Origin of the sequence: Bradyrhizobium sp. B117 (assembly GCF_038969555.1) — a bacterium.
GTDB lineage: Bacteria > Pseudomonadota > Alphaproteobacteria > Rhizobiales > Xanthobacteraceae > Bradyrhizobium.
Map to the genome: position 1 here is coordinate 6,089,614 of NZ_CP152414.1, position 20,404 is coordinate 6,110,017.

Annotated in this window: 16 protein-coding genes; 4 read left to right on the plus strand and 12 right to left on the minus strand. The window is 65.3% G+C overall.

Going from position 1 to position 20,404, the window contains the following annotated elements:
- Positions 1 to 79 precede the first annotated feature (79 nt).
- From AAFG16_RS29865 to AAFG16_RS29875, 3 genes are all read right to left on the minus strand, one after another.
- On the minus strand, positions 80 to 1,345 hold the full coding sequence (locus tag AAFG16_RS29865; RefSeq protein ID WP_342731042.1) for a cytochrome P450: 1,266 nt from the start codon (positions 1,343 to 1,345) through the stop codon (positions 80 to 82).
- Positions 1,346 to 1,425: 80 nt separating this feature from the next.
- A complete protein-coding gene (locus AAFG16_RS29870) occupies positions 1,426 to 1,752 on the minus strand; it encodes a hypothetical protein (protein WP_283080078.1) in 327 nt (108 codons plus the stop codon).
- A gap of 200 nt (positions 1,753 to 1,952) precedes the next feature.
- On the minus strand, positions 1,953 to 2,726 hold the full coding sequence (locus AAFG16_RS29875) for a ferredoxin--NADP reductase (protein WP_342731045.1): 774 nt from the start codon (positions 2,724 to 2,726) through the stop codon (positions 1,953 to 1,955).
- A gap of 157 nt (positions 2,727 to 2,883) precedes the next feature.
- On the opposite strand from AAFG16_RS29875, the gene AAFG16_RS29880 reads away from it, so the two are divergent.
- A complete protein-coding gene (locus tag AAFG16_RS29880) occupies positions 2,884 to 4,080 on the plus strand; it encodes an amidohydrolase family protein (protein WP_342731047.1) in 1,197 nt (398 codons plus the stop codon).
- 117 nt (positions 4,081 to 4,197) lie between these two features.
- Here AAFG16_RS29880 and AAFG16_RS29885 read toward each other — a convergent pair whose 3' ends face one another.
- The 8 genes from AAFG16_RS29885 to AAFG16_RS29920 all read right to left on the minus strand — a co-directional run bounded on the left by AAFG16_RS29885 (position 4,198) and on the right by AAFG16_RS29920 (position 12,418).
- The gene (locus tag AAFG16_RS29885) at positions 4,198 to 4,665 is read right to left on the minus strand and encodes a MarR family transcriptional regulator (protein WP_283080081.1); all 468 of its coding nucleotides are present in this window, start codon (positions 4,663 to 4,665) and stop codon (positions 4,198 to 4,200) included.
- Between the two features lie 14 nt (positions 4,666 to 4,679).
- A complete protein-coding gene (locus AAFG16_RS29890; RefSeq protein WP_342731049.1) occupies positions 4,680 to 5,384 on the minus strand; it encodes an ABC transporter ATP-binding protein in 705 nt (234 codons plus the stop codon).
- On the minus strand, positions 5,381 to 6,172 hold the full coding sequence (locus AAFG16_RS29895) for an ABC transporter ATP-binding protein (RefSeq protein WP_283080083.1): 792 nt from the start codon (positions 6,170 to 6,172) through the stop codon (positions 5,381 to 5,383). Before AAFG16_RS29895 ends, AAFG16_RS29890 begins: the two co-directional genes overlap by 4 nt.
- Positions 6,169 to 8,058: an ABC transporter permease gene (locus AAFG16_RS29900; RefSeq protein WP_342731051.1), complete on the minus strand. Its 1,890-nt coding sequence runs from the start codon at positions 8,056 to 8,058 to the stop codon at positions 6,169 to 6,171. The genes AAFG16_RS29895 and AAFG16_RS29900 overlap by 4 nt, the downstream gene beginning before the upstream one ends.
- Positions 8,059 to 8,189: 131 nt before the next feature.
- Complete coding sequence (locus AAFG16_RS29905; RefSeq protein WP_283080085.1) at positions 8,190 to 9,392, minus strand: ABC transporter substrate-binding protein; 1,203 nt, start codon at positions 9,390 to 9,392, stop codon at positions 8,190 to 8,192.
- Positions 9,393 to 9,464: 72 nt separating this feature from the next.
- Positions 9,465 to 10,049: an amino acid synthesis family protein gene (locus tag AAFG16_RS29910; RefSeq protein WP_027557295.1), complete on the minus strand. Its 585-nt coding sequence runs from the start codon at positions 10,047 to 10,049 to the stop codon at positions 9,465 to 9,467.
- Between the two features lie 15 nt (positions 10,050 to 10,064).
- Positions 10,065 to 10,964: a UPF0280 family protein gene (locus tag AAFG16_RS29915; RefSeq protein WP_342731056.1), complete on the minus strand. Its 900-nt coding sequence runs from the start codon at positions 10,962 to 10,964 to the stop codon at positions 10,065 to 10,067.
- The gene (locus tag AAFG16_RS29920; RefSeq protein WP_342731058.1) at positions 10,961 to 12,418 is read right to left on the minus strand and encodes a 6-hydroxynicotinate reductase; all 1,458 of its coding nucleotides are present in this window, start codon (positions 12,416 to 12,418) and stop codon (positions 10,961 to 10,963) included. The genes AAFG16_RS29915 and AAFG16_RS29920 overlap by 4 nt, the downstream gene beginning before the upstream one ends.
- Before the next feature lie 243 nt (positions 12,419 to 12,661).
- Between AAFG16_RS29920 and AAFG16_RS29925 the strand changes: the two genes are divergently transcribed.
- Both AAFG16_RS29925 and AAFG16_RS29930 read left to right on the plus strand, forming a co-directional pair.
- Positions 12,662 to 13,144 (plus strand): (2Fe-2S)-binding protein, encoded by a 483-nt coding sequence (locus tag AAFG16_RS29925; RefSeq protein WP_342731060.1) that lies wholly within the window; start codon positions 12,662 to 12,664, stop codon positions 13,142 to 13,144.
- Positions 13,144 to 16,662 carry a molybdopterin cofactor-binding domain-containing protein gene (locus tag AAFG16_RS29930; RefSeq protein ID WP_342731062.1) on the plus strand — a complete coding sequence of 1,173 codons (3,519 nt, stop codon included), beginning with the start codon at positions 13,144 to 13,146 and terminating at the stop codon, positions 16,660 to 16,662. The genes AAFG16_RS29925 and AAFG16_RS29930 overlap by 1 nt, the downstream gene beginning before the upstream one ends.
- 492 nt (positions 16,663 to 17,154) lie before the next feature.
- Here the strand turns inward: AAFG16_RS29930 and AAFG16_RS29935 are convergent, their stop codons facing one another.
- Positions 17,155 to 18,123 carry a catechol 2,3-dioxygenase gene (locus AAFG16_RS29935; RefSeq protein ID WP_283080090.1) on the minus strand — a complete coding sequence of 323 codons (969 nt, stop codon included), beginning with the start codon at positions 18,121 to 18,123 and terminating at the stop codon, positions 17,155 to 17,157.
- Positions 18,124 to 18,586: 463 nt separating this feature from the next.
- On the opposite strand from AAFG16_RS29935, the gene AAFG16_RS29940 reads away from it, so the two are divergent.
- Positions 18,587 to 20,326 carry a DUF87 domain-containing protein gene (locus AAFG16_RS29940; RefSeq protein ID WP_283080091.1) on the plus strand — a complete coding sequence of 580 codons (1,740 nt, stop codon included), beginning with the start codon at positions 18,587 to 18,589 and terminating at the stop codon, positions 20,324 to 20,326.
- The last annotated feature ends 78 nt before the right edge of the window (positions 20,327 to 20,404 follow it).

Genomic DNA, 20,404 nt, shown 5'->3' on the forward strand with positions numbered 1-20,404 from the left:
TCCATCATTGTTTCCACACCTGGCCAACGCCGACGCCGCGGAGTTTGTTTCGCGGTTGCATGCGGGAACGACGGTTCCCTCAGCTTGCGAGCAATGACTCGGCCTTGGCCGGGTCCGGATTGGCGCGGTGGCTCGCTCCGGCATCGGCGACGACGGGCAATTTTGCAATCGCGCGGATGCCCGGCCGCTTGCGCCAGTGAATCTGCGAAGCATCGACCGCGAGGCCGAGCCGCGGCCAGCGGGTGAACAGCGCCTGGAGCGCGCACGCGCCCTCGATCCGCGCGAGCTGATGTCCCAGGCAGAAATGGATTCCCGTGCCAAAGGAGATGTGCCGGTTTGGCTTGCGTTCGAGATCGAGCCGTTCGGGCTGCTCGTGTACCGCCGGATCCATGTTCGCCGCCGCGAGCATGACCATGACGCGATCGCCTTTCCTCAGCCGCACGCCTTCGAGCTCGACATCCCGCCGCACATAGCGCGGTTTTGAAAACTGCACCGGCGAGACGAAACGCAAGAACTCCTCGACCGCGAGCCCAGCGCGGCTCCAGTCCTGTTCCAGCCAGTCACGCAGGCGCGGATTTCTGAGCAGCTCGTAAACCGAGCCGCTAATCAGATGCGTGGTGGTCTCGGAGCCCGCCGCGAGCAGCAGGAACACCATCGAGACCATTTCGTCCGGCGTGATCTCGCCGCCTTCGCGTTCGACCTGAACCAACTCGGCAATCAGGCCCTCACCGCCCCGCTCGCGCGCGATCTGCAATTGCTGTTCGAGATAGAAGCGCATCTTGCGGAATGCGAACATGAGCCGAAAGAAGCTGAACACGTTCGTCAGCGAGGACATCGCATTGGCCCAGGCGATGAAGCGCGGGCGATCGGCCATGGGCAGGCCGAGTAGCTCCGAGATCACCGAGAGCGGCAGGATGCGCGCATAGCTCTGGACGAGATCAGCCGGGCTCCCCTTCGCAAACAGCTCATCGGCCAGGCCGTCCGCGATGGCGCGGATGCGCGGCTCCATCGCGACGATAGCGCGGCGGCGGAAGGCTTCGTCGACGATGCTGCGCAGCCTGGTGTGATCCGGCTCGTCCATCGTCAGCATGTTGTTGGCGATGGTCCTGACCAGCGCAGGCATCCACCAGCGCAGGCCCGCAACGTCGCCGTCTTCCTTGCGCAGCGTGAAGATCGTGCTGTCCTTCAGCACCTGCGCGGTCGCATCGTGGGTCGTGGTGATCCAGACGTCGCCGACAAGAGGGAAACGTGTTGCGATGACGGGGCCGGCCGTCCGCAGAGCCGCGATGGCCTTGGCCGGATCGCGAAAGAAGGTCTCGCTGGTGAAATCGAGGCGCGGTGCCATAGGATCACCGGAGTGGTTGGTGGCGCCTCAACCAGATGGTGAGTGGGGTCGCCGGCGCAAGGGCCGGAACCAGCGCTTCGCTATCCCCGCCCCGACGAGCGCTGGCCGGTCTTGCGCTGCTGCTGGTTGGTGTAGGAGTCCCAATGGCTCCAGCTGCCACTGCTCAGGCTTTGGAGGTCGGTGCCGAGCGGACGGCGCGTGCGCTTGTCGTGATCGGCGATGGCGCGCTCGGACTGCGCGATCTTGCGCTTGAGTTCCGCGATCGCCTTCTGGGTCTGCCCGTTCCGCTTCGAGGACGCGATCTCGCCCATCGTGAAGCGCGCGGTCTCGAGCGCCTTCAACTCGGCGCGGTTCTTCTTCAACTGAACCCGGTGCCAGGCGATGTTGCTGTCGCTGTCCGCAACCATGTGGGAACTCCGCTGATTCGTTCCCACAGTGTATCAAGCGCCGAATCGGCGGGGCAACGGGCGCCCCGCGGCAAAAATGCGGTGTTATTGTGCGGGAATTCCGGGCCCATAGCATTTTCAAGCGAAGTGGATACCGGTTCGCGTGAGGAAAACGCGCCAAATAAGACTCTAGAGCCTGTTCCGCTTCAGCGGAATTGGCTCTAGCGCTCGGCAAAGGCCTTTTCGACGACGAACTGGGCCGGCTCGCCGTGATTGCCCTCGACGAAGCCGCGCTCGCCGAGCAGCACGCGGGTGTCCGCCACCAGCGCCGGGCTGCCGCAGATCATGACGCGGTCATGCGCGGCTTCCAGCACCGGCAGGCCGATATCGCTGAACAGCTTGCCCGACGTGATGAGGTCGGTGATGCGGCCGCGGTTGCGGAAGGGGTCGCGCGTCACGGTCGGGTAGTAGATCAGCTGCTCGCGGATGTATTCGCCGAGCAGCTCGTCCTGCGGCAGGTGCTCGGTGATCATCTCGCCATAGGCGAGCTCCTTCACGTGCCGGCAGCCGTGCAGGAGCACCACCTTCTCGAACCGCTCGTAGGTCTCGGGGTCCTTGATCACGCTCAGGAACGGCGCGAGGCCGGTGCCGGTGCCGATGAGGTAGAGGTTGCGGCCCTCTTCCAGGTTATCGATCACAAGCGTGCCGGTGGCCTTGCGGCTGACGATGATCTCGTCGCCTTCCTTGAGGTGCTGAAGGCGCGAGGTCAGCGGACCGTCCGGCACCTTGATCGAGAAGAACTCCAGCGTGTCCTCGTAATTGGCGCTGGCGACGCTGTAGGCCCGCAGCAACGGCTTCTCGCCGACCTTGAGCCCGATCATGGTGAACTCGCCGTTGCGGAAACGGAAGGTCGGGCTGCGGGTGGTCTTGAAGGAGAACAGCGTGTCGGTCCAGTGGTGGACGCTCAAAACGCTTTCCTGATTGAAATTGCTCATCTCACCTTCCCTGTCGCGTCAATTGCGGTTCTCGAGGCGGGCAGCTATGCGTCGTTTGTACACGATCATTCGTATACTAATGAATAATCCTGCTTGATCCCGCGGTCAAGCCTGCCCAAGATCGAAAGCGTTGCAGTTAGGAATAAGGAGCCCTTCCATGGCGCATGACGCACCCCAGGCCACCGGACCCTCGAAGCTCGTGATCCGCAATATCGGCCTGATCCTGTCCGGCGCCCTGGAAAAGCCGATCCTGGACGGCGACACCATCGTCGCCGAGAACGGCAAGATCACCGCGATCGGCCGCTTCAAGGACTGCAACGTCGAGGGCGCGACCACCATCGTCGACGCCCAGGGCACCACGGTCGCGCCCGGCCTGATCGACAGCCATGTCCACCCCGTCGCGGGCGACTGGACGCCGCGGCAGAACCAGATCAACTGGATCGACAGCTACCTCCATGGCGGCGTCACCACCATGATCTCCGCCGGCGAAGTGCACATGCCCGGCCGGCCCCGCGACGTCGTCGGCCTCAAGGCCATGGCCGTGTTCGCCCAGCGCGCGTTCTGGACCCTGCGGCCGGGCGGAGTGAAGGTTCACGCCGGCGCGCCGGTAATCGAATGCGAGATGGTCGAGGAAGACTTCAAGGAAATGGCCGCCAACGGCGTCAAGCTGCTCGGCGAAGTGGGCCTCGGCGGCGTCAAGGACGGCCCGACCGCGCGCAAGATGGTCGGCTGGGCCCGCAAATACGGCATCCAGAGCACGATCCATACCGGCGGCCCCTCGATCCCCGGCTCCGGCCTGATCGACAAGGACGTGGTGCTGGAGGCCGACACCGACGTGGTCGGCCACATCAATGGCGGCCACACCGCCCTTCCCGACGACCAGATCCGTTGCATCTGCGAGGGCTGCAAGCGCGGCCTCGAGCTCGTTCACAACGGCAATGAGCGCTCGGCCCTGTTCACCCTGCGCACCGCGCGCGAGATGGGCGATCTGCACCGGGTGATCCTCGGCACCGACGCGCCCGCCGGCTCCGGCGTGCAGCCGCTCGGCATTTTGCGCATGGTCTCGATGCTGTCCTCGCTCGGCGAGTTGCCGGCCGAGATCGCGTTCTGCCTTGCCACGGGCAACACCGCGCGGATGCGACAGCTCGATTGCGGCCTCATTGAAGTGGGCCGCTCCGCCGATTTCGTCATCATGGACAAGGCGCAGCACTCGCCCGGCAAGAACATCCTGGAGAGCGTCCAACTCGGCGACCTCCCCGGCATCGGCATGACCATCATCGACGGCATCGTGCGCACCCAGCGCAGCCGTAATACGCCGCCGGCCGGCAAGGTGCCGGAGGTGGTGGCGAAGTAGCCAAGGAAATAGTGCCGTAGGGTGGGCAAAGCGACAGCGTGCCCACCAATACGTCGGCAAAGCAGTGAGAGATCGTGGGCACGGCGCAAGCGCGCCTTTGCCCACCCTACGAGACCTTCACCGCAGCTTGTTCAACAGCGCCATCAGCGTCTCACGCTCCTTGGCATCGAGCGGCGCCAGCGTCTCGCGCGTGATCGCGAGCGCGTTCGGCGCGAGCTTTTCCGCGAGCTGCTGGCCGGCGCGCGTGAGACTCACCAGCAGCCGCCGGCCGTCCTCGGGGTCCTGACTGGTCTCGGTCAGGCCGCGCGCGGTCAGGCGGTCGATCACGCCCTTGATGGTCGCGACGTCCATCGCCGTGAGCCGTCCAAGCTGGTTCTGCGAGCACGCGCCGGTCTCGGCGAGCTTCGACAACGCCGCCCATTGCGTCGGCGTCAGGTTGGTGCCGATGTCGCGGGAGAAGATCGCGCTGTGGCGCTGCCAGACCTGGCGCAGGATGAAGCCGACCTGCTCGTCGAGCACGTAAGGCGACCTGAAAGGCGATTTGGCCGGCTTGACGCCCTTCTTCACCGCGACGCTTCTCGCCATGCCTTCCCCACCCCTCACAACGACAGATGCGCGTCGCGGATATCCGGACGCGCATCGAGCTCGGCCATGGTGCCGCCGAAGCAGATGCGGCCGCGCTCGATGATGTAGGCGCGATCGGAGATCAACCGCGCGAAATGCAAATTCTGCTCGGAGACGACGATGCTGACGCCCTCCTTCTTCATGGTCAGGATGGCATCGACCATCTGCTCCACGATCTTCGGCGACAGGCCTTCCGAGGGCTCGTCCAGCAGCACCAGCGACGGATTGCCCATCAATGTGCGCGCAATCGTCAACATCTGCTGCTCGCCACCGCTCATGCGGCCGCCCGGGCGGTTCTTCATCTCGCCGAGATTGGGAAACAGCGCGAACAGCTTTTCGCGCGTCCAGTGCGGCGCATTCGGCCGCTTCGGCTGCCGGCCGACTTCGAGATTTTCCTCCACCGTCAAATCAGTGAAGATGCGCCGCTCCTCCGGCACATAGCCGAGGCCCTCGCGCACGATCTCGTGGGTCGGCTTCGCCGAAACGTCCTTGCCCTCGAACGTGATGCGGCCCGTTCGCTGCGCCACGAGCCCGACGATCGAGCGGAACGTCGTCGACTTGCCGGCGCCGTTGCGACCGAGCAGCGCGACGACTTCGCCCTCGCCGACCTCGAACCCGATGTCGAACAGGATATGCGCGGGGCCGTAATGGCTGTTGAGGTCCTGCACCGAGAGCTTCATGCCGAGGTCCCCTCGCGATGGCGGGCATCGTAGACGAGGCCTTCGCCGAGATAGACCGCCTGCACCTGCGGATTGCCGCGCACTTCGGCCGGCGAGCCCTCGGCGATCAGCGTGCCGCGGTTGAGCACGATGATGCGGTCGGCGTGCTCGAACACCACGTCCATGTCGTGCTCGGTGAAGAGCACACCGATCGATTTCTCCCTCGCGATTTGCGCGGTGAGCCGCATGAGGTCGACGCGCTCGCGCGGCGCCATGCCGGCGGTCGGCTCGTCCATCAACAAGAGCTTCGGCTGGTTGGCGAGCGCCACTGCAAGCTCGAGCCGCTTGAGGTCGCCATAGGCGAGCTCGCCGCAGGGCCGATCGGCATAGCCGCCCATGCCGACCAGCTCCAGCAGCCGGCCGGCCTCGCCGCGATCGAAATTCGGCGCCGAGCCGAACAGATTGAACAGTTGCTTGCCATGCGAGATCAGCGCGACCTGCACGTTCTCGCGCACGGTCATGGTGGCGAAGGTCGCCGTGATCTGGAAAGTGCGCCCGACGCCCATACGCCAGATATCGCGCGGCTTCTTGCCGGTGGTCTCCTCGCCGAGCAGCCGGACATGGCCGCTATCCGGCCTGTTCTGGCCGTTGAGCATGTCGAAGCAGGTGCTCTTGCCCGCGCCGTTCGGGCCGATCAGCGCAAGTATCTCACCGGCGCGCAGCGAGAACGAGACGCCGCGTACGGCGTGGATGCCGCCGTAGGATTTGGTCAGGCCTTCGACCGCGAGAAGTGGGGGTGCGACGCTCATTCGGCGGACTCGATCGGCTTGGCAAGCAAGGAGGATCCCGGCGGGGATGACTTCCGGCGGCGCTGCGCCAGCATCTCCAGCATGCCGACGATGCCCTTGGGGAAGACGACCACGATCAGCACGATGAAGCCGCCGAGCACGAGTTTTGACAGATCGGTCTGGCTCACCAGCCAGATGTTCAACGCCTTGTAGACGATCGCGCCGATCACCGCGCCCGACACGGTCTCGACGCCGCCGAGCAGCACCATGACCAGCGCATCGACCGACAGCGAGATGCCGAGATTGTCAGGGAAGACGCTGCCCTTCAGGTACGCGAACAGCGCGCCGCCAATGCCGGCGGTGGTGCCCGCGATCACGAAGGCGGTCCACTGGATGCGCTTGGCGTTGATGCCGACGGCTTCGCTGCGCAGCAGCGAGTCGCGGGTTGCACGTAGCGCGTAGCCGAACGGCGAGAACACCATGATCCGCAGCGCGATGGTGACGAGCGCGGCGACGCCGAGCGCCAGCCAGTAGAAATGCGACGGGCTCGCCGCCCACTTCTCGGGCCAGACGCCCAGAATGCCGTTGTCACCGCCCGTGACGCTCACCCATTGGAACGCGATCGACCAGACGATCTGGGCGAAGGCGAGCGTCAGCATGGCAAAATAGACGCCGGAGAGCTGCACGGCGAAGAAGCCGAACACGGCGGCACCCATGCAGCCGAGCAGCGGCCCGAGCAAGAGGCACACGATCATCGGCAGCCCCGCCATCTTGGCGAGGAAGGCGATGCCGTAGGCGCCGAGGCCAAAATAGGCGGCGTGGCCGAACGATGCGAGCCCGCCGACCGACATCAGGAAGTGCAAGGAGACGGCGAAGATCACGAAGATCGCGATCTCCGAGCCGACGGTGAGGAGATAATTGCCGGCAAACAGCGGCAGCATCGCCGCGAACACGACCGCGGCCAGCGCGGCCAGCCGCTCGTTCGAGGTCAGCGGCCGCCAGGGATTGACGGTGAGGCCCGGCGTCTTGCGCGCGGCCGCCTCCGGCTTGCCGAACAGGCCCCAGGGCCGGACGATCAGCACCACCGCCATCACCAGGAAGACAAGGATGATGGAGATTTTCGGAAAGATCAGGATGCCGAAGGCATTGAGCTCCGACACCAGCACGGCGGCGACGAACGCACCGACGATGCTGCCGAGGCCGCCAATCACGACCACCACGAAGACCTCGACGATGATGCGCAGGTCCATGGCGTGATGCACGGCATCGCGCGGGATCTGGAGCGCGCCGCCGAGGGCGGCGAGAAAGACGCCGACCGCGAACACTGACGTGAACAGCCATTTTTGGTTCACGCCAAGCGCGGCCACCATGTCGCGGTCCTGCGTCGCGGCGCGTACCAGCACACCCCAGCGCGTGCGCTGGAACAACAGCCAGAGAATGCCGAGCACGACCGGGCCGAGCACGATCAGGAACAGGTCATAGCTCGGGATGTTCTGGCCGAAGAAATCGATCGCACCCTTGAAGCCCGGCGCGCGGCGGCCGACGAGGTCGTCGGGGCCCCAGATCAGCACGACGAGATCCTCGACCATCAGGGTCAGGCCAAAGGTCGCGAGCAGCTGGAACAGTTCGGGCGCATGATAGATGCGGCGGAGCAAGACCATCTCGACCAGCACACCGATTAGCGCAACGGCCATCGCCGCCAGCACGATGCTGCCCCAGAAGCCGAACGCGCCCGACAGCCGCTCGGTCAGCGTGAAGGCGATATAGGCGCCGATCATGTAGAAGGCGCCATGCGCGAAATTCACGATCCGCGTCACGCCAAAGATGATCGACAGGCCCGAGGCCACCAGGAACAGCGACGCTGCGCTGGCAAGACCTGTCAGAAACTGTACGACGTAAAAGGCCATCGGCGGTCCGGGTTAGTTAAGTCTGAGAAGTCGTAGGGTGGGTTAGCGCAGCGTAACCCACCACTTTTTCTCGTATGGTACCGAAAGCGGTGGGTTACGCCTTCGGCTAACCCACCCTACGGCAGTGGAGATCAATCCTTCGGCCGCAGCTTCTCGACTTCGGCATCACCAGGCAGATAGTCCGAGCCCTTCTTGTAGGACGAATCCACCATCACGCCCTTGCCATCCTTCAGCGCGGTCTTGCCGACATAGGCGCCGAGCGTCGACTGATGGTCGATCTTGCGGAACGTGATCTCGCCGAACGGCGACGGCATCGACAGCCCTTCCGCCGCGGCAATCAGCTTCTCCGGATCGGTCGAGCCGGCCTTGGCCAGGATCGCCGCCGCCGCCTTGATGGTCTGGTAGCCGACGATCGAGCCGAGGCGCGGATAGTCGTTGTACTTGGCCTGGTACGCCTTCAGGAACGCGTCGTGCTCGGGCGTCTTGATCGAGTACCAGGGATAGCCGGTGACGATCCAGCCCTCGGGCGTCTCGTCCTTGAGCGGGTCGAGATATTCGGGCTCGCCGGTCAGGAACGACACGACCTCGCGGCCCTTGAACAGACCGCGGGTGTTGCCTTCACGCACGAGCTTGACGAGGTCGGCGCCGAAGGTGACGTTGAGGATGGCTTCGGGGTTGGCGGCGGCAACTGCCTGCACCACCGGGCCCGCGTCGATCTTGCCCTGCGGCGGCCACTGCTCGTCGACCCATTGGATGTCAGGGCGCTTCTCCGACATCAGCTTCTTGAACACCGATACCGCCGACTGGCCGTATTCATAGTTCGGTGCGATCGTCGCCCAGCGCTTGGCCGGCAGCTTGGCTGCGGCTTCCACCAGCATCGCGGCCTGCATGTAGTTGGAGGGGCGCAGGCGGAAGGTGTACTTGTTGCCCTTCGCCCAGGTCACGGCGTCCGTCAGCGGCTCGGCGGCGAGGAAGAACACCTTCTTCTGGTTGGCGAAGTCGCTGACCGCGAGGCCAATGTTCGACAGGAACGTACCCGTCAGCATCGCCACGCCTTCGCTGGAGACGAGCTCGTTGGCCGCGGTCTGCGCGTCGGCCGGCTTGCCGCCGTCGTCCTTGGAGATGACGACGAGCTTCTTGCCGTTGATGCCGCCGGCCGCGTTGATCTCCTCGACCGCGAGCTGCCAGCCCTTGCGATAGGGCTCGGTGAACGCCGGCAGCAGCGAATAGCTGTTGATCTCGCCGATCTTGATGTCCTGCGCCATGGCCGAATGGGCCATGCCGCCGGCCAGAAGCGCGAAGGCCGCGCCGACGAAGTAATTTCTTGCTCGCATCCCAACCTCCAGTTTTGAACTTTTTCGCCTCGAACATGTCCCGAGAGCTGTGCCCGCCCCCCGGATCATGCCTCATCTCAAACCGTCTTCGCCCTTCACTTCCGCAACCGTCAGCCCGCCGACGCGCGGCAGCGGACGGCCGCTGTCTGTGACGGCGACCGCGACCATGATCTCGTTGGCGCGCGGGGCGTCGTTGATCTGCACTTCCATGCCATCGAAATGACTGCGGACGAAGGCCGCGTCCTTGTGCCCGAGCGGGATGTCCAGCGTCGTGCCGGGACCGCTGCGCTTTTTCGACGACGGGATCAGCGCCGCGCCCTTGCTCAAAACTTTCCGCACCGGCGCGCCCATCTTCGGATGAAGGATCGCGGCGGCGTGCTCCAGCTCACCATTCTCGCCGACGGCCGCGGCCTTGCCGTAGCTCTGCGCCTTCGCGCCATCGATACCCAGCGCGGCCACCGCGCGCTTCGACAAGAGCTCACCGAGCTCCTCGCCGATCGCGATCAAGGGCGAGAGATCCTCGACATATTTTCCGGCAAAGGGATTTTCGATCACGGCGATCGCGGCGGCGCGCCGCGTCGGCGGCGAGACCTGGCGGCCCATCTCCATCTGCGTCTCTTCGACGACGGTGACGATCTTGCGAATGATCGCGCTCATGTCTCACTTCCCTGTTCAGGCACTGACCGCGTTCTCCAGCACAAGCGGGCGCGGCCGTTGCTCTTCTATATCCTTGGTTCCGATGACAAGCATATCACCACAAAGCCTGAGCATGGCACCTTCAATCAGTCCACGATCGAATAATTGCCGTGCACATTCCGCGCCAGATTCCAGCGCAGCCGTGATCTCGTCTTGCGACAATTCACCGACGTCGCGGGTGACGAGATGTGGGCCGAGATCGCTGTCGGGCTGAAGCTCGTTCGCAGGCGTGCGCGTGATGGCGGGATGCCCGGGCAGATCGACAGCATTGGCGATGATCGTCGCCGCCGCATCGGCCTGCGACGCCGTCGCCGCCAGCACCGTCACCGCATCGGCAATGCCGAGCGAGAAGCTGCGGCCGTGGCGTCCGCTGGTCGCAATGCCCCGCACGGGATCATCCGAATCGATCCGCATCGCCCGCATCACGCCGTTCCGGTCAGGCCGGTCCATCAGGCCGACCGAGAAATGTTCGCCCGCGCCGAGGTGCAGCGCGATGTCGCCACCATTGTTGACATAGGCCTGGTCGAGCGTCGCGACGTGAAGCATCGCGCCCAGAATTTCCTCGGCCACGCTGCCCGCCACCGCGGCCATCGGCGTGATGAAGCGATCCCAGGCGTAGGGAGTGACGGCAGCAAACATGCGCCGAGCCACCGTGCCTTCCAGCGAACACGCCGCCGGCAGCGCCGCCCGCCGTAATTCCGGCAGCTCCGCGCAGAGTTCGTCGAGAAGGCCCGTGAACCTTCGCGCCGCAGCTTCATAAGCTGCGCGCACCTCGTCCGCGCGCCCCCTCGCCTCGACGATCAGATCAATCGGTCCATCCTGCAAATGCAGCCGCCGGCCATCAGACAGCAATGCGATTTGCGGGAGCCGTGTCATGCCCGCGGTCCTGGAATCGGGTTCTGCCAGGGCAACTGACGGACGTCGTCACCGTTCTGCACCTCGGCGAGCGGCTTGACGTAATCCATGTGCCCGCCGAGCGCGGCATAGTCGGTCAGCTTCATCGTGAACTCGATCGGCGCGACCAGCGCCGGCGTCGGCACATAGCCGAACGCCCCCGCCGGCATCTGCGTGACGTCGACCATGTAGGTGATACCGCCGCCGGGCCAGACATAAACCGGTGCACCGCCGCTGGTGACACGCGTGAGTGCATCCTTCACCGAGCGCGTCAGCCGCACCGGATTGTCGGTGACACCGGCGCGCAACGAGCCGCCGGCCCCCGCCATGAACAGCACCGTGCACAGCGCCGGCTCGCAATTCTCCTGGATCCGCTCGACCGAGAATTTCAGGTCGGCCGGCATCTCGCTCTCGACCGGGTTCAAGGTCTCGTCGAGCACGTAATAGGACGAATGCTCGCCGGTCGTGGAGACCATCAGCATGGTCAACCCGGCCTTCGCCTCCTTCTTGTCGAACGGCCCGAGAATCGCCAGGGGATCGGAGATGTTGGTACCGCCCCAGCCCGTGCCGGGATCGGCGACCTGGAAATAGCGGCCGGGTGTCGAGCGGCGGCCCTTCATCTTGATGCCGGTGTCGGCGATGTCGAGCAGTTTGCCGGCCTGGTGCTCGCTGAGCACGCCGGTGATGTGGTCGTCGACCACGACGACCTCGTCAACTTTGCCATGCCACTGCTTGGCGAACATGCCGATCGTCGCCGAACCGCAGCCGACGCGCATGCGCTCTTCCCTGACGCCATTGACGATCGGCGGCTGGCCGGCCTGCACCACGACCGTGGCGCCGCCGTCGATGGTGAGCTCGACCGCCTTGCAATTGGCGAGGTCCATCAACGTGTCGCAGGTGACGCGGCCCTCCTTCTTGGAGCCGCCGGTGAGATGATGCACGCCGCCGAGCGACAGCATCTGCGAGCCGTATTCACTGGTGGTGACATGGCCGACCGCCTCGCCCTGTGCGCGCACGGTCGCGGTTTCAGGGCCTAAATAGCGGTCGGTGTCGATCTTCACCTTGATGCCGCAATAGGAGAAGATGCCCTCGGTGACGACGGTCACCATGTCGACGCCGTCGACCTCCGCGGAGACGATGAACGGCGCCGGCTTGTAGTCGGGATAGGTCGTGCCCGCGCCGATCGCGGTGACGAAAGTCGAGGGCTCGTGGACGATCTTGCCGTCCCAGTCTTCGGTGCGGCTGAACGGCACCAGCTTGCCGCCGTGCTCGACGGTGCGCTCCAGGATCACATGCGGATCGACGCGGACGAGCTTGCCATCATGGTTGGCATAGCGGTCGCAGGCGCCCGCCGCGCCCGGCTTGATATAGCACATCACCGGACAGGCATCGCAGCGGATCTTGTCGGTGGCAGCGCTCGTTGTTTCCATCACCATATGGGGCCAGGAGACGTTATCATTCGTATACGAACGATGTTGCGCGCGGTCCCCCGGCGCTGTCAAGCACCGGTGCAGCGCAAAAGATGCCGCTGCCGCATAAAACCTCATTTGCCTAGCCGCGCTGTCCACAAACAAGGCAACCGCGCTGCAGTGCGGCATGCACGGCTTGCACGTTTGTGTACAAACGGTATCGTCGCGACATAGATTTGGCAGCACTTCGCCGAGCGCTTGGAAACGAGGATGACGCAGACACCGATCCGCCTCACCGTGAACGGAGGGATCCACGAGGTCACTACGGCGCGGGACACGCCGCTGCTCTATGTGCTGCGCAACGATCTCGCGCTCAACGGTCCGAAGTACGGTTGCGGCCTCGGTGAATGCGGCACCTGTACTGTCCTGATCGACGGCGCCGCCGCGCGCTCCTGCGTGATTCCGGTCGGCGGCTGCACCGGGCGCGACATCGTGACGCTCGAAGGTCTCGGCACCCGCGACAAGCCTGACGTGGTGCAGCAGGCCTTCCTCGACGAGCAGGCCGCGCAATGCGGTTACTGCCTCAACGGCATGATCATGACCACCAAGGCGCTGCTCGCGATCAATCCGCGGCCGACCGAGCAGGAGGCGCTTGCCGCGCTGCGCTACAATCTCTGCCGTTGCGGCACCCATGTCGAAATTCTGCGCGCCGTGATGCGCGCCTCGGGCCAGCTCACCGAGGCCGCAGATTGATGGCCTTCCCTGCCTCGAACGGAGCTGAGCGGCCATCGGGTTCGCTCGTCGTCGTCCGCACCGTGGACGAGATCACATCCGAGACGTTCGTCCGGATCACCGCGGACGGCTCGGTCAGCGCCTATAACGGCCATGTCGATCTCGGCACCGGCATTCGCACCGCGCTCGGCCAGATCGTCGCCGAAGAGTTAGATGTGTCCTTTGCGCGCGTCGTCGTCGTGCTCGGCGACACCGCCGTGGTGCCGAACCAGGGCGCGACGATTGCCAGCGAAACCATCCAGATCACCGCCGTGCCTCTGCGCAAGGCCGCAGCCCAGGCGCGGCAGTTCCTGATCGCGCGCGCGGCCGAGCGGCTGGAACTGCCGGCGGCTGAGCTGAAGATCGAGGACGGTCTCGTCCGCGGGCATAATCGCAGCGTCAGCTACGGGGAGTTGATCGGCGGCGAAGAGATCCGGCTCGAGCTTGCCGACGACGTTGAGGTCAAGCCTGTCGGTGATTACGCCATCGTCGGCCAATCCGTCCCGCGCGTCGACCTGCCCGCCAAGGCCACGGGCGAATTGACCTTCGTGCACGACATCCGCGTGCCCGGCATGCTGCACGGCCGTGTGGTGCGCCCGCCCTATGCCGGCGTCGATGCCGGCCCGTTCGTCGGCACCAGCCTGATCGCCGTCGATGAATCGTCCGTCCGAGATACTCCCGGCATCGTGGCCGTGGTGCACATCGGAGATTTCGTCGGCGTCGTTGCCGAGCGCGAGGAAAATGCGATCCGCGCAGCCGAGCAGCTCAAGGTGAGCTGGAGGCCGACGCCTGCCCTCACCGACCTTGCCGACGTCGAGACCGCGCTGCGGGCCAATCCGTCGACGCCCCGGACGCTGATCGACAAGGGCGACGTCGACAAGGCGCTATCAGGCGCGGCGAAGCCGATGCAGCGCACCTACGTCTGGCCGTATCAGATGCACGCCTCGATCGGCCCGTCCTGCGCGGTCGCCGATGTCCAGGACGGCAATATCCGGGTCTGGTCGGGCACGCAGAACCCGCACCTCCTCCGCGCCGATCTCGCGCTGCTGATCGAGCGTCCCGAGAGCGAGATCGAGGTCATCCGCCTCGAGGCCGCGGGCTGCTACGGCCGCAACTGCGCCGACGATGTCACCGCCGACGCGCTGCTGCTCTCGCGCGCGGTCGGCCGTCCCGTCCGTGTCCAGCTGACACGCGAGCAGGAGCACACCTGGGAGCCCAAGGGCACCGCGCAACTCATCGACGTCAATGGCGGCCTCGATGCCGGCGGCGGCATTGCCGGTTACGATCTCGCCACGCGCTATCCGTCGAATGCCGCACCGACGCTCGCACTCCTGCTGACCGGTCGCATTCCATCCGAGCCCGCCGTGCTCCAGATGGGCGACCGCACCGCGATCCCGCCTTACGACTACGACAATATGCGCGTCGTCGCCCACGACATGCCGCCGATCGTGCGCGCCTCGTGGTTTCGTGGAGTCTCGGCGCTGCCGAACACCTTTGCGCATGAATCCTATATCGACGAGGCCGCGACCGAGGCCGGCGTCGATCCCATCGAATACCGCCTGCGCTATCTGAAGGACCCGCGCGCGGTCGATCTCGTCAATGCGGTCGCCGAACGCGCGGGCTGGACGCCGCGCCCAATGCGCGAGGAGAAGGACGGCGAGATCGTGCACGGGCGCGGTTTTGCTTACGCGCTCTACGTCCACAGCAAGTTTCCCGGCTATGGCGCGGCGTGGTCGGCCTGGATCGCCGACGTCGCGGTGAACAAGACCACCGGCGATGTCAGCGTGACGCGCGTCGTCGCGGGACAGGACTCCGGACTGATGATCAATCCGGACGGCGTGCGCCACCAGATCCACGGCAACGTCATCCAGTCCACCAGCCGCGCGCTGATGGAGGAGGTCTCGTTCGAGCGCGGCGCGGTGGCGGCGCGCGAATGGGGCGCCTATCCGATCATCCCCTTCCCCGATGTTCCCAAGATCGACGTGTTGATGCTGCCGCGGCCGGACCAGCCGCCACTCGGCGTCGGCGAGTCCGCATCGGTGCCCAGCGCAGCCGCGATTGCGAACGCCATCTTCGATGCCACCGGCGTTCGCTTTCGCGAGCCGCCATTCACGCCGGAGCGCATCCTGAAGGGCTTGCACGGCGAGACATCGCCCGTGCCGCAGGCCCTGCCCGCGCCCGCTGCGCCGAAGCCGTCGCGCATCTGGGAAAATCCCTTCGCCAAAAGTGCCGGCATTGTCGCAACGATTGCGGCCGTCTGCACCGCCGCGATCGGCATCGGCGCGGCGCTGCTACCCGGCCGCGCCATCGCGCCGATCGCGCGGCCCGATGCATCGGTTTACTCCGCCGCGACCATCGCGCGCGGCCAGCAGCTTGCCGCGCTCGGCAATTGCGCGGAGTGCCACACCAGCCTCAATGGCGTGCTCAACGCCGGTGGCCGCGCGCTGGAAACGCCGTTCGGCACGATCTATTCGACCAACATCACACCCGACGTCGAGACCGGCATCGGCGCCTGGTCCTATCCCGCCTTCGAGCGCGCGATGCGCGACGGACTGCATCGCGACGGACGGCAGCTCTACCCCGCCTTCCCCTACACGCATTTTGCCAGGACCAACGATGCCGACATGCAGGCGCTCTACGCCTATCTGATGGCCCAGCCCGCAGTGCGCGCGACGCGGCCTGCGAACACGCTCGCCTTCCCATTCAATCTCCGCCCGCTGCTGGCCGGATGGAACGCGCTGTTCCATCAAGCAAATGAGTTCAAGCCTGATCCCGCCAAATCGGAGGCATGGAATCGCGGCGCCTATCTCGTCGAGAGCCTCGGCCATTGCAGCGGCTGCCATTCACCGCGCAATGCGCTCGGCGCCGAGCAGCGTGGTGCCTATCTCGCCGGCGGTTTTGCCGAGGGCTGGGAGGCGCCGCCGCTGACCTCGCTCTCGCACGCGCCGATCCCCTGGAGCGAGGACGAGCTGTTCGCTTATTTGCGCACCGGCCATTCGCGCTATCACGGCGTCGCGGCCGGCCCGATGGCGCCGATCGTGAAGGACCTCAAGGCCCTGCCCGACCAGGATATCCGCGCGATGGCGGTCTATCTCAACTCGTTCAACGACACCGCGGACGAAGTGCCCGCACTGGCGGCGAAGCTCGAGAGCGCGACACAAGTCACCGTCACCTCGTCCCCCGGCGCACGGCTTTACCAGGGCGCCTGCGCCGTCTGCCACGAGGTCGGCGGCCTGCCGCTGTTCGGCAGCCGGCCCTCGCTCGCGCTCAACAGCAACCTTCACAGTGCGAAGCCGGACAATCTCGTGCAGGTGATCCTGCACGGCATCATTGATCCCGTGTCGAGCGATCTCGGCTACATGCCCGCGTTCAGAAACAGCATGAGCGACACGCAGGTCGAGGAGCTCGTCAGCTTCCTGCGCGGGCAGTTTGCACCGGACAAACCGGCGTGGACGGGCGTGCGCGAGACGATCGCGCGGGTGCGGGCGTCGGTGCACTAGCGCCTGACTGGGATCAGCCCCGATGCCGCCTCAGCGGAGGTGTGTTCCCTCCCCCCCTTGTGTAGGGCAATCGCATGTGAATCTCACGAGGATTGTCTGCGGGCTTGCTCCGCCTCTCCCGCTTGCGGGAGAGGCCGACGCGCTCGCAGAGCGCGGCGGGTGAGGGCTCTTTCCTCTTGGGGATTATCCCGTTGCGGAGGCACCCTCTCCCCAACCCTCTCCCGCAAGCGGGAGAGGGAGCCCAGTGCCGATGCCGCCGCATCGTGCAACTCATATGCGATTGCCCTCCCCCCTTGTGGGGGAGGGCTAGGGAGAGGGGTGGCCCAGGAAAAGGCGCCAGTTGTTGACGATGCACCAAGTGCGGGTGCGCGACGGATAGAGTCCCCGTATGGTACCCCCCTCCCTGCCCCTCCCCCACAAGGGGGGAGGGAACGGATAGAGCGCCGCTGTCGGTCCGACTGAATTCGACATCAATCCGGTACGCTCAAATGCTCACCTGTGCTTCTTCATCTCCACCGGCGGGGTGCCGTGGGTGTGGAAGGACTCGATCGTCTTCAAGCCCCAGGCCTGGCCCTTCTTGCGCTCCTCTTCCGTCCACACGATCGGCTTCCAGTCGGGCGCAAGGATGAGGCGGGCGCCGGCGTTGGCGACCTCGACGCGGTTGCCGCCGGGCTCGTAGACATAGAGGAAGAAGGTCTGCTGGATCGCGTGCTTGTGCGGTCCGGTCTCGATATGCACGCCATTCTCCAGGAAGATGTCGGCGGCGCGAAGTATCTCCTCGCGGCTGTCGAGCGCGTAGGTGACGTGGTGAAAGCGGCCGGGCGTGCCGGAATGGTCGAGCGAATAGGCGAAGTCGTAGCTTTTGTTCGACATCGTCAGCCACATCGCGGCCTCGCGGCCATCATTGAGCACGATCTGCTCGGTCAGGCGGCAGCCGAGATAATTCTCGAAGAACTCGCGGTTGGCCTTGATGTCGACGGCGAGGCAGTTGAGATGATCGAGCCGGCGGACATTGACGCCGCGCGCGGGAAAACGTTGCGCCTGGTTCTTCAGCGCAGGCTTCAGCTCGGGCGGCGCCTGATACCATTCGGTCTCGTAATAGAGCTCGACGATGTGGCCGTCGGGGTCGCGGCAGCGGAAGGTCGGCCCCTGCCCCATGTCGCCGTCGATCCAGCCGATGTCGAAGCCAGAGCCCTTCAGCGCGGCGACGCGGCGCTCCAGCGCCTGCTGGCTGCGCGCGCGCAGCGCCATATGCTCCATGCCTGAGGTCTTCGATGCCGTGAGCTTGAGCGAGTAGCGCTCGTAATCGTCCCAGCCGCGCAAGTACACCGACTCGCCCTTTTGCCCGCTCACCGTCATGCCCATGACGTCGACGAAGAACTTCAGGCTCTCGTCGGGCTTCGGCGTCAGCAGTTCCATGTGGCCGAGATGGGCGAGATCGAGGATCGGTTCGGGCTGCATCTTGTCCTCCAGGTCAGCTGCGATCAGGTCAGCTGCGATCAGGTCAGCTGCGATCCGCGGCACCGGATCGCGCCATCGGGCGCGGCGCTGCAAGCGGCTCGCGCCGGGGCGGCACCGAGGCCGCGGGCTCATTTGTACTAATGTACAAATGATTAGGTCCCGTCAACAAATCAAACCGCGGAGCTTTTGATCGAGGGCCGCCCGTCCCCGATGACAACAATCCGTCAAACGACGGACCGACTGGCCGAATGGTAAAATCTTCCTTAAGCGTTTTCGGCCGCGCCGGCCCAGAAAAGCAGCATTTTCCAGCCGATTCCGCCGGCAAGTATGCATTGGGAACAAAGCGACGGGCCGAATTGTCGCGGATTTAACGAAGCGGGCGCGCCTGCCGTTTAACCGTTTGTCCAGCGACAGCCACGCATAGTTCGGACCAACCCCCTTGCTCTTGCCAGGTTCATTCATCGTGACATCCTTTGGACGCGTGATTTCGGTTCGCGGATCGCTCGCCCGGGTCGGGCTTCTGGCGGAAAGCCGGATGCCGATCTCGGAAGTTCGGGCGACAGTCGGCCGCTTCGTCAGCATTCGTTGCGCCAGCTCGGTCATCGTCGCCATGATCACCGAGGTCTCCTGCGAGAATTTGTCGAGCGCCGACAATTACATCGCCATCGCCTCGGTCGACCTGCTCGGCGAGATCCTCAACGCCGCCGACAAGGCCAAATTCCAGCGCGGCGTCACCAATTATCCGACCATCGGCGATGCCGTCGACCTGATCACCAGCCAGGAGCTGCGCACGATCTACGCGCCGACCGGCTCGGACCAGATCAATGTCGGCTTCCTCCAGCAGGACCGCTCCGTCGTCGCCTATGTCGACGTCGAGGAAATGCTGTCCAAGCATTTTGCCGTGCTGGGATCAACCGGCGTCGGTAAGTCCACCGGCGTGTCGCTGCTGCTCAACGAGATCCTCAAGGCGCGCCCGAACCTGCGCATCTTCCTGCTCGACGTCCACAACGAATATGGCCGCTGCTTCGGCGATCGCGCGCTGGTGCTGAACCCGCGGAACCTGAAGCTGCCGTTCTGGCTGTTCAATTTCGAGGAGATCGTCGACGTGCTGTTCGGCGGCCGCGCCGGCGTGCCCGACGAGCTCGACATCCTCGCCGAGGTGATCCCGCTCGCCAAAGGCGTCTACACTCAGTACCAGAACGCCGATCGCATCGGCCTCAAGCGCATCGATCCCAAGCAGATCGGCTACACCGTCGACACGCCGGTGCCGTACCGTCTCGTCGACCTGCTGTCGCTGATCGACGAGCGCATGGGCAAGCTGGAGAACCGCTCCTCGCGCATCATCTATCACAAGCTGATCTCGCGCATCGAAGCCGTACGCAATGATCCGCGCTACGCCTTCATGTTCGACAACGCCAATGTCGGCGGCGACACCATGGCCGAAGTGATCAGCCATCTGTTCCGCCTGCCGGCCAACGGCAAGCCGATGACGGTGATGCAGCTCGCCGGCTTCCCGGCCGAGGTCATCGATTCCGTCGTGTCCGTGCTCTGCCGCATGGCCTTCGACTTCGGCCTGTGGAGCGACGGCGTCTCGCCGCTGCTGTTCGTCTGCGAGGAGGCGCACCGCTACGCCTCCGCCGACCGCAACGTCGGCTTCGGCCCGACTCGCAAGGCGGTGTCGCGCATCGCCAAGGAAGGCCGCAAATACGGCGTCTATCTCGGCCTCATCACCCAGCGTCCGGCCGAGCTCGACGCCACCATCATCTCCCAGTGCAACACGCTGTTCACGATGCGTCTTGCCAACGACCGCGACCAGGCGCTGCTGCGCGCCGCGGTGTCGGATGCGGCCGCGAACCTGCTGTCCTTCGTGCCCTCGCTCGGCACCCGTGAGGTGCTGGCGTTCGGCGAAGGTGTCGCGCTGCCGACCCGCCTGCGTTTCAAGGAGGTGCCGCCGCACCAGCTGCCGCGCGGCGAAGCCACCATCTCGAGCGTGCCGTCGATGACCTCCGGTCACGACATGCATTTCGTCAGCGCCGTGCTCGAGCGCTGGCGCGGCGCCACCTCACAGCGCGACGTGCCGAACGACCCGGTGTTCTCGGCCCCGCCGGCCAAGACGATGTCGAGCCTCGAAGCGCCGATGCTGCAACCGTCGATGGGCCTCGACCCCGATCGCTTCTCGCTGCTGAAGAAGCCACTGCGGTAAGGACGCGCTTTTCCCACACCGTCATTGCGAGCGCAGCGAAGCAATCCAGAGTCTTTCCGCGGAGGGATTCTGGATTGC

Coding starts and splice junctions, on each gene's coding strand:
- AAFG16_RS29865 (WP_342731042.1), bottom strand. CDS start 1,345: ATGGCACCGCGCCTCGATTTCACCAGCGAGACCTTCTTTCGCGATCCG.
- AAFG16_RS29870 (WP_283080078.1), bottom strand. CDS start 1,752: ATGGTTGCGGACAGCGACAGCAACATCGCCTGGCACCGGGTTCAGTTG.
- AAFG16_RS29875 (WP_342731045.1), bottom strand. CDS start 2,726: ATGAGCAATTTCAATCAGGAAAGCGTTTTGAGCGTCCACCACTGGACC.
- AAFG16_RS29880 (WP_342731047.1), top strand. CDS start 2,884: ATGGCGCATGACGCACCCCAGGCCACCGGACCCTCGAAGCTCGTGATC.
- AAFG16_RS29885 (WP_283080081.1), bottom strand. CDS start 4,665: ATGGCGAGAAGCGTCGCGGTGAAGAAGGGCGTCAAGCCGGCCAAATCG.
- AAFG16_RS29890 (WP_342731049.1), bottom strand. CDS start 5,384: ATGAAGCTCTCGGTGCAGGACCTCAACAGCCATTACGGCCCCGCGCAT.
- AAFG16_RS29895 (WP_283080083.1), bottom strand. CDS start 6,172: ATGAGCGTCGCACCCCCACTTCTCGCGGTCGAAGGCCTGACCAAATCC.
- AAFG16_RS29900 (WP_342731051.1), bottom strand. CDS start 8,058: ATGGCCTTTTACGTCGTACAGTTTCTGACAGGTCTTGCCAGCGCAGCG.
- AAFG16_RS29905 (WP_283080085.1), bottom strand. CDS start 9,392: ATGCGAGCAAGAAATTACTTCGTCGGCGCGGCCTTCGCGCTTCTGGCC.
- AAFG16_RS29910 (WP_027557295.1), bottom strand. CDS start 10,049: ATGAGCGCGATCATTCGCAAGATCGTCACCGTCGTCGAAGAGACGCAG.
- AAFG16_RS29915 (WP_342731056.1), bottom strand. CDS start 10,964: ATGACACGGCTCCCGCAAATCGCATTGCTGTCTGATGGCCGGCGGCTG.
- AAFG16_RS29920 (WP_342731058.1), bottom strand. CDS start 12,418: ATGGTGATGGAAACAACGAGCGCTGCCACCGACAAGATCCGCTGCGAT.
- AAFG16_RS29925 (WP_342731060.1), top strand. CDS start 12,662: ATGACGCAGACACCGATCCGCCTCACCGTGAACGGAGGGATCCACGAG.
- AAFG16_RS29930 (WP_342731062.1), top strand. CDS start 13,144: ATGGCCTTCCCTGCCTCGAACGGAGCTGAGCGGCCATCGGGTTCGCTC.
- AAFG16_RS29935 (WP_283080090.1), bottom strand. CDS start 18,123: ATGCAGCCCGAACCGATCCTCGATCTCGCCCATCTCGGCCACATGGAA.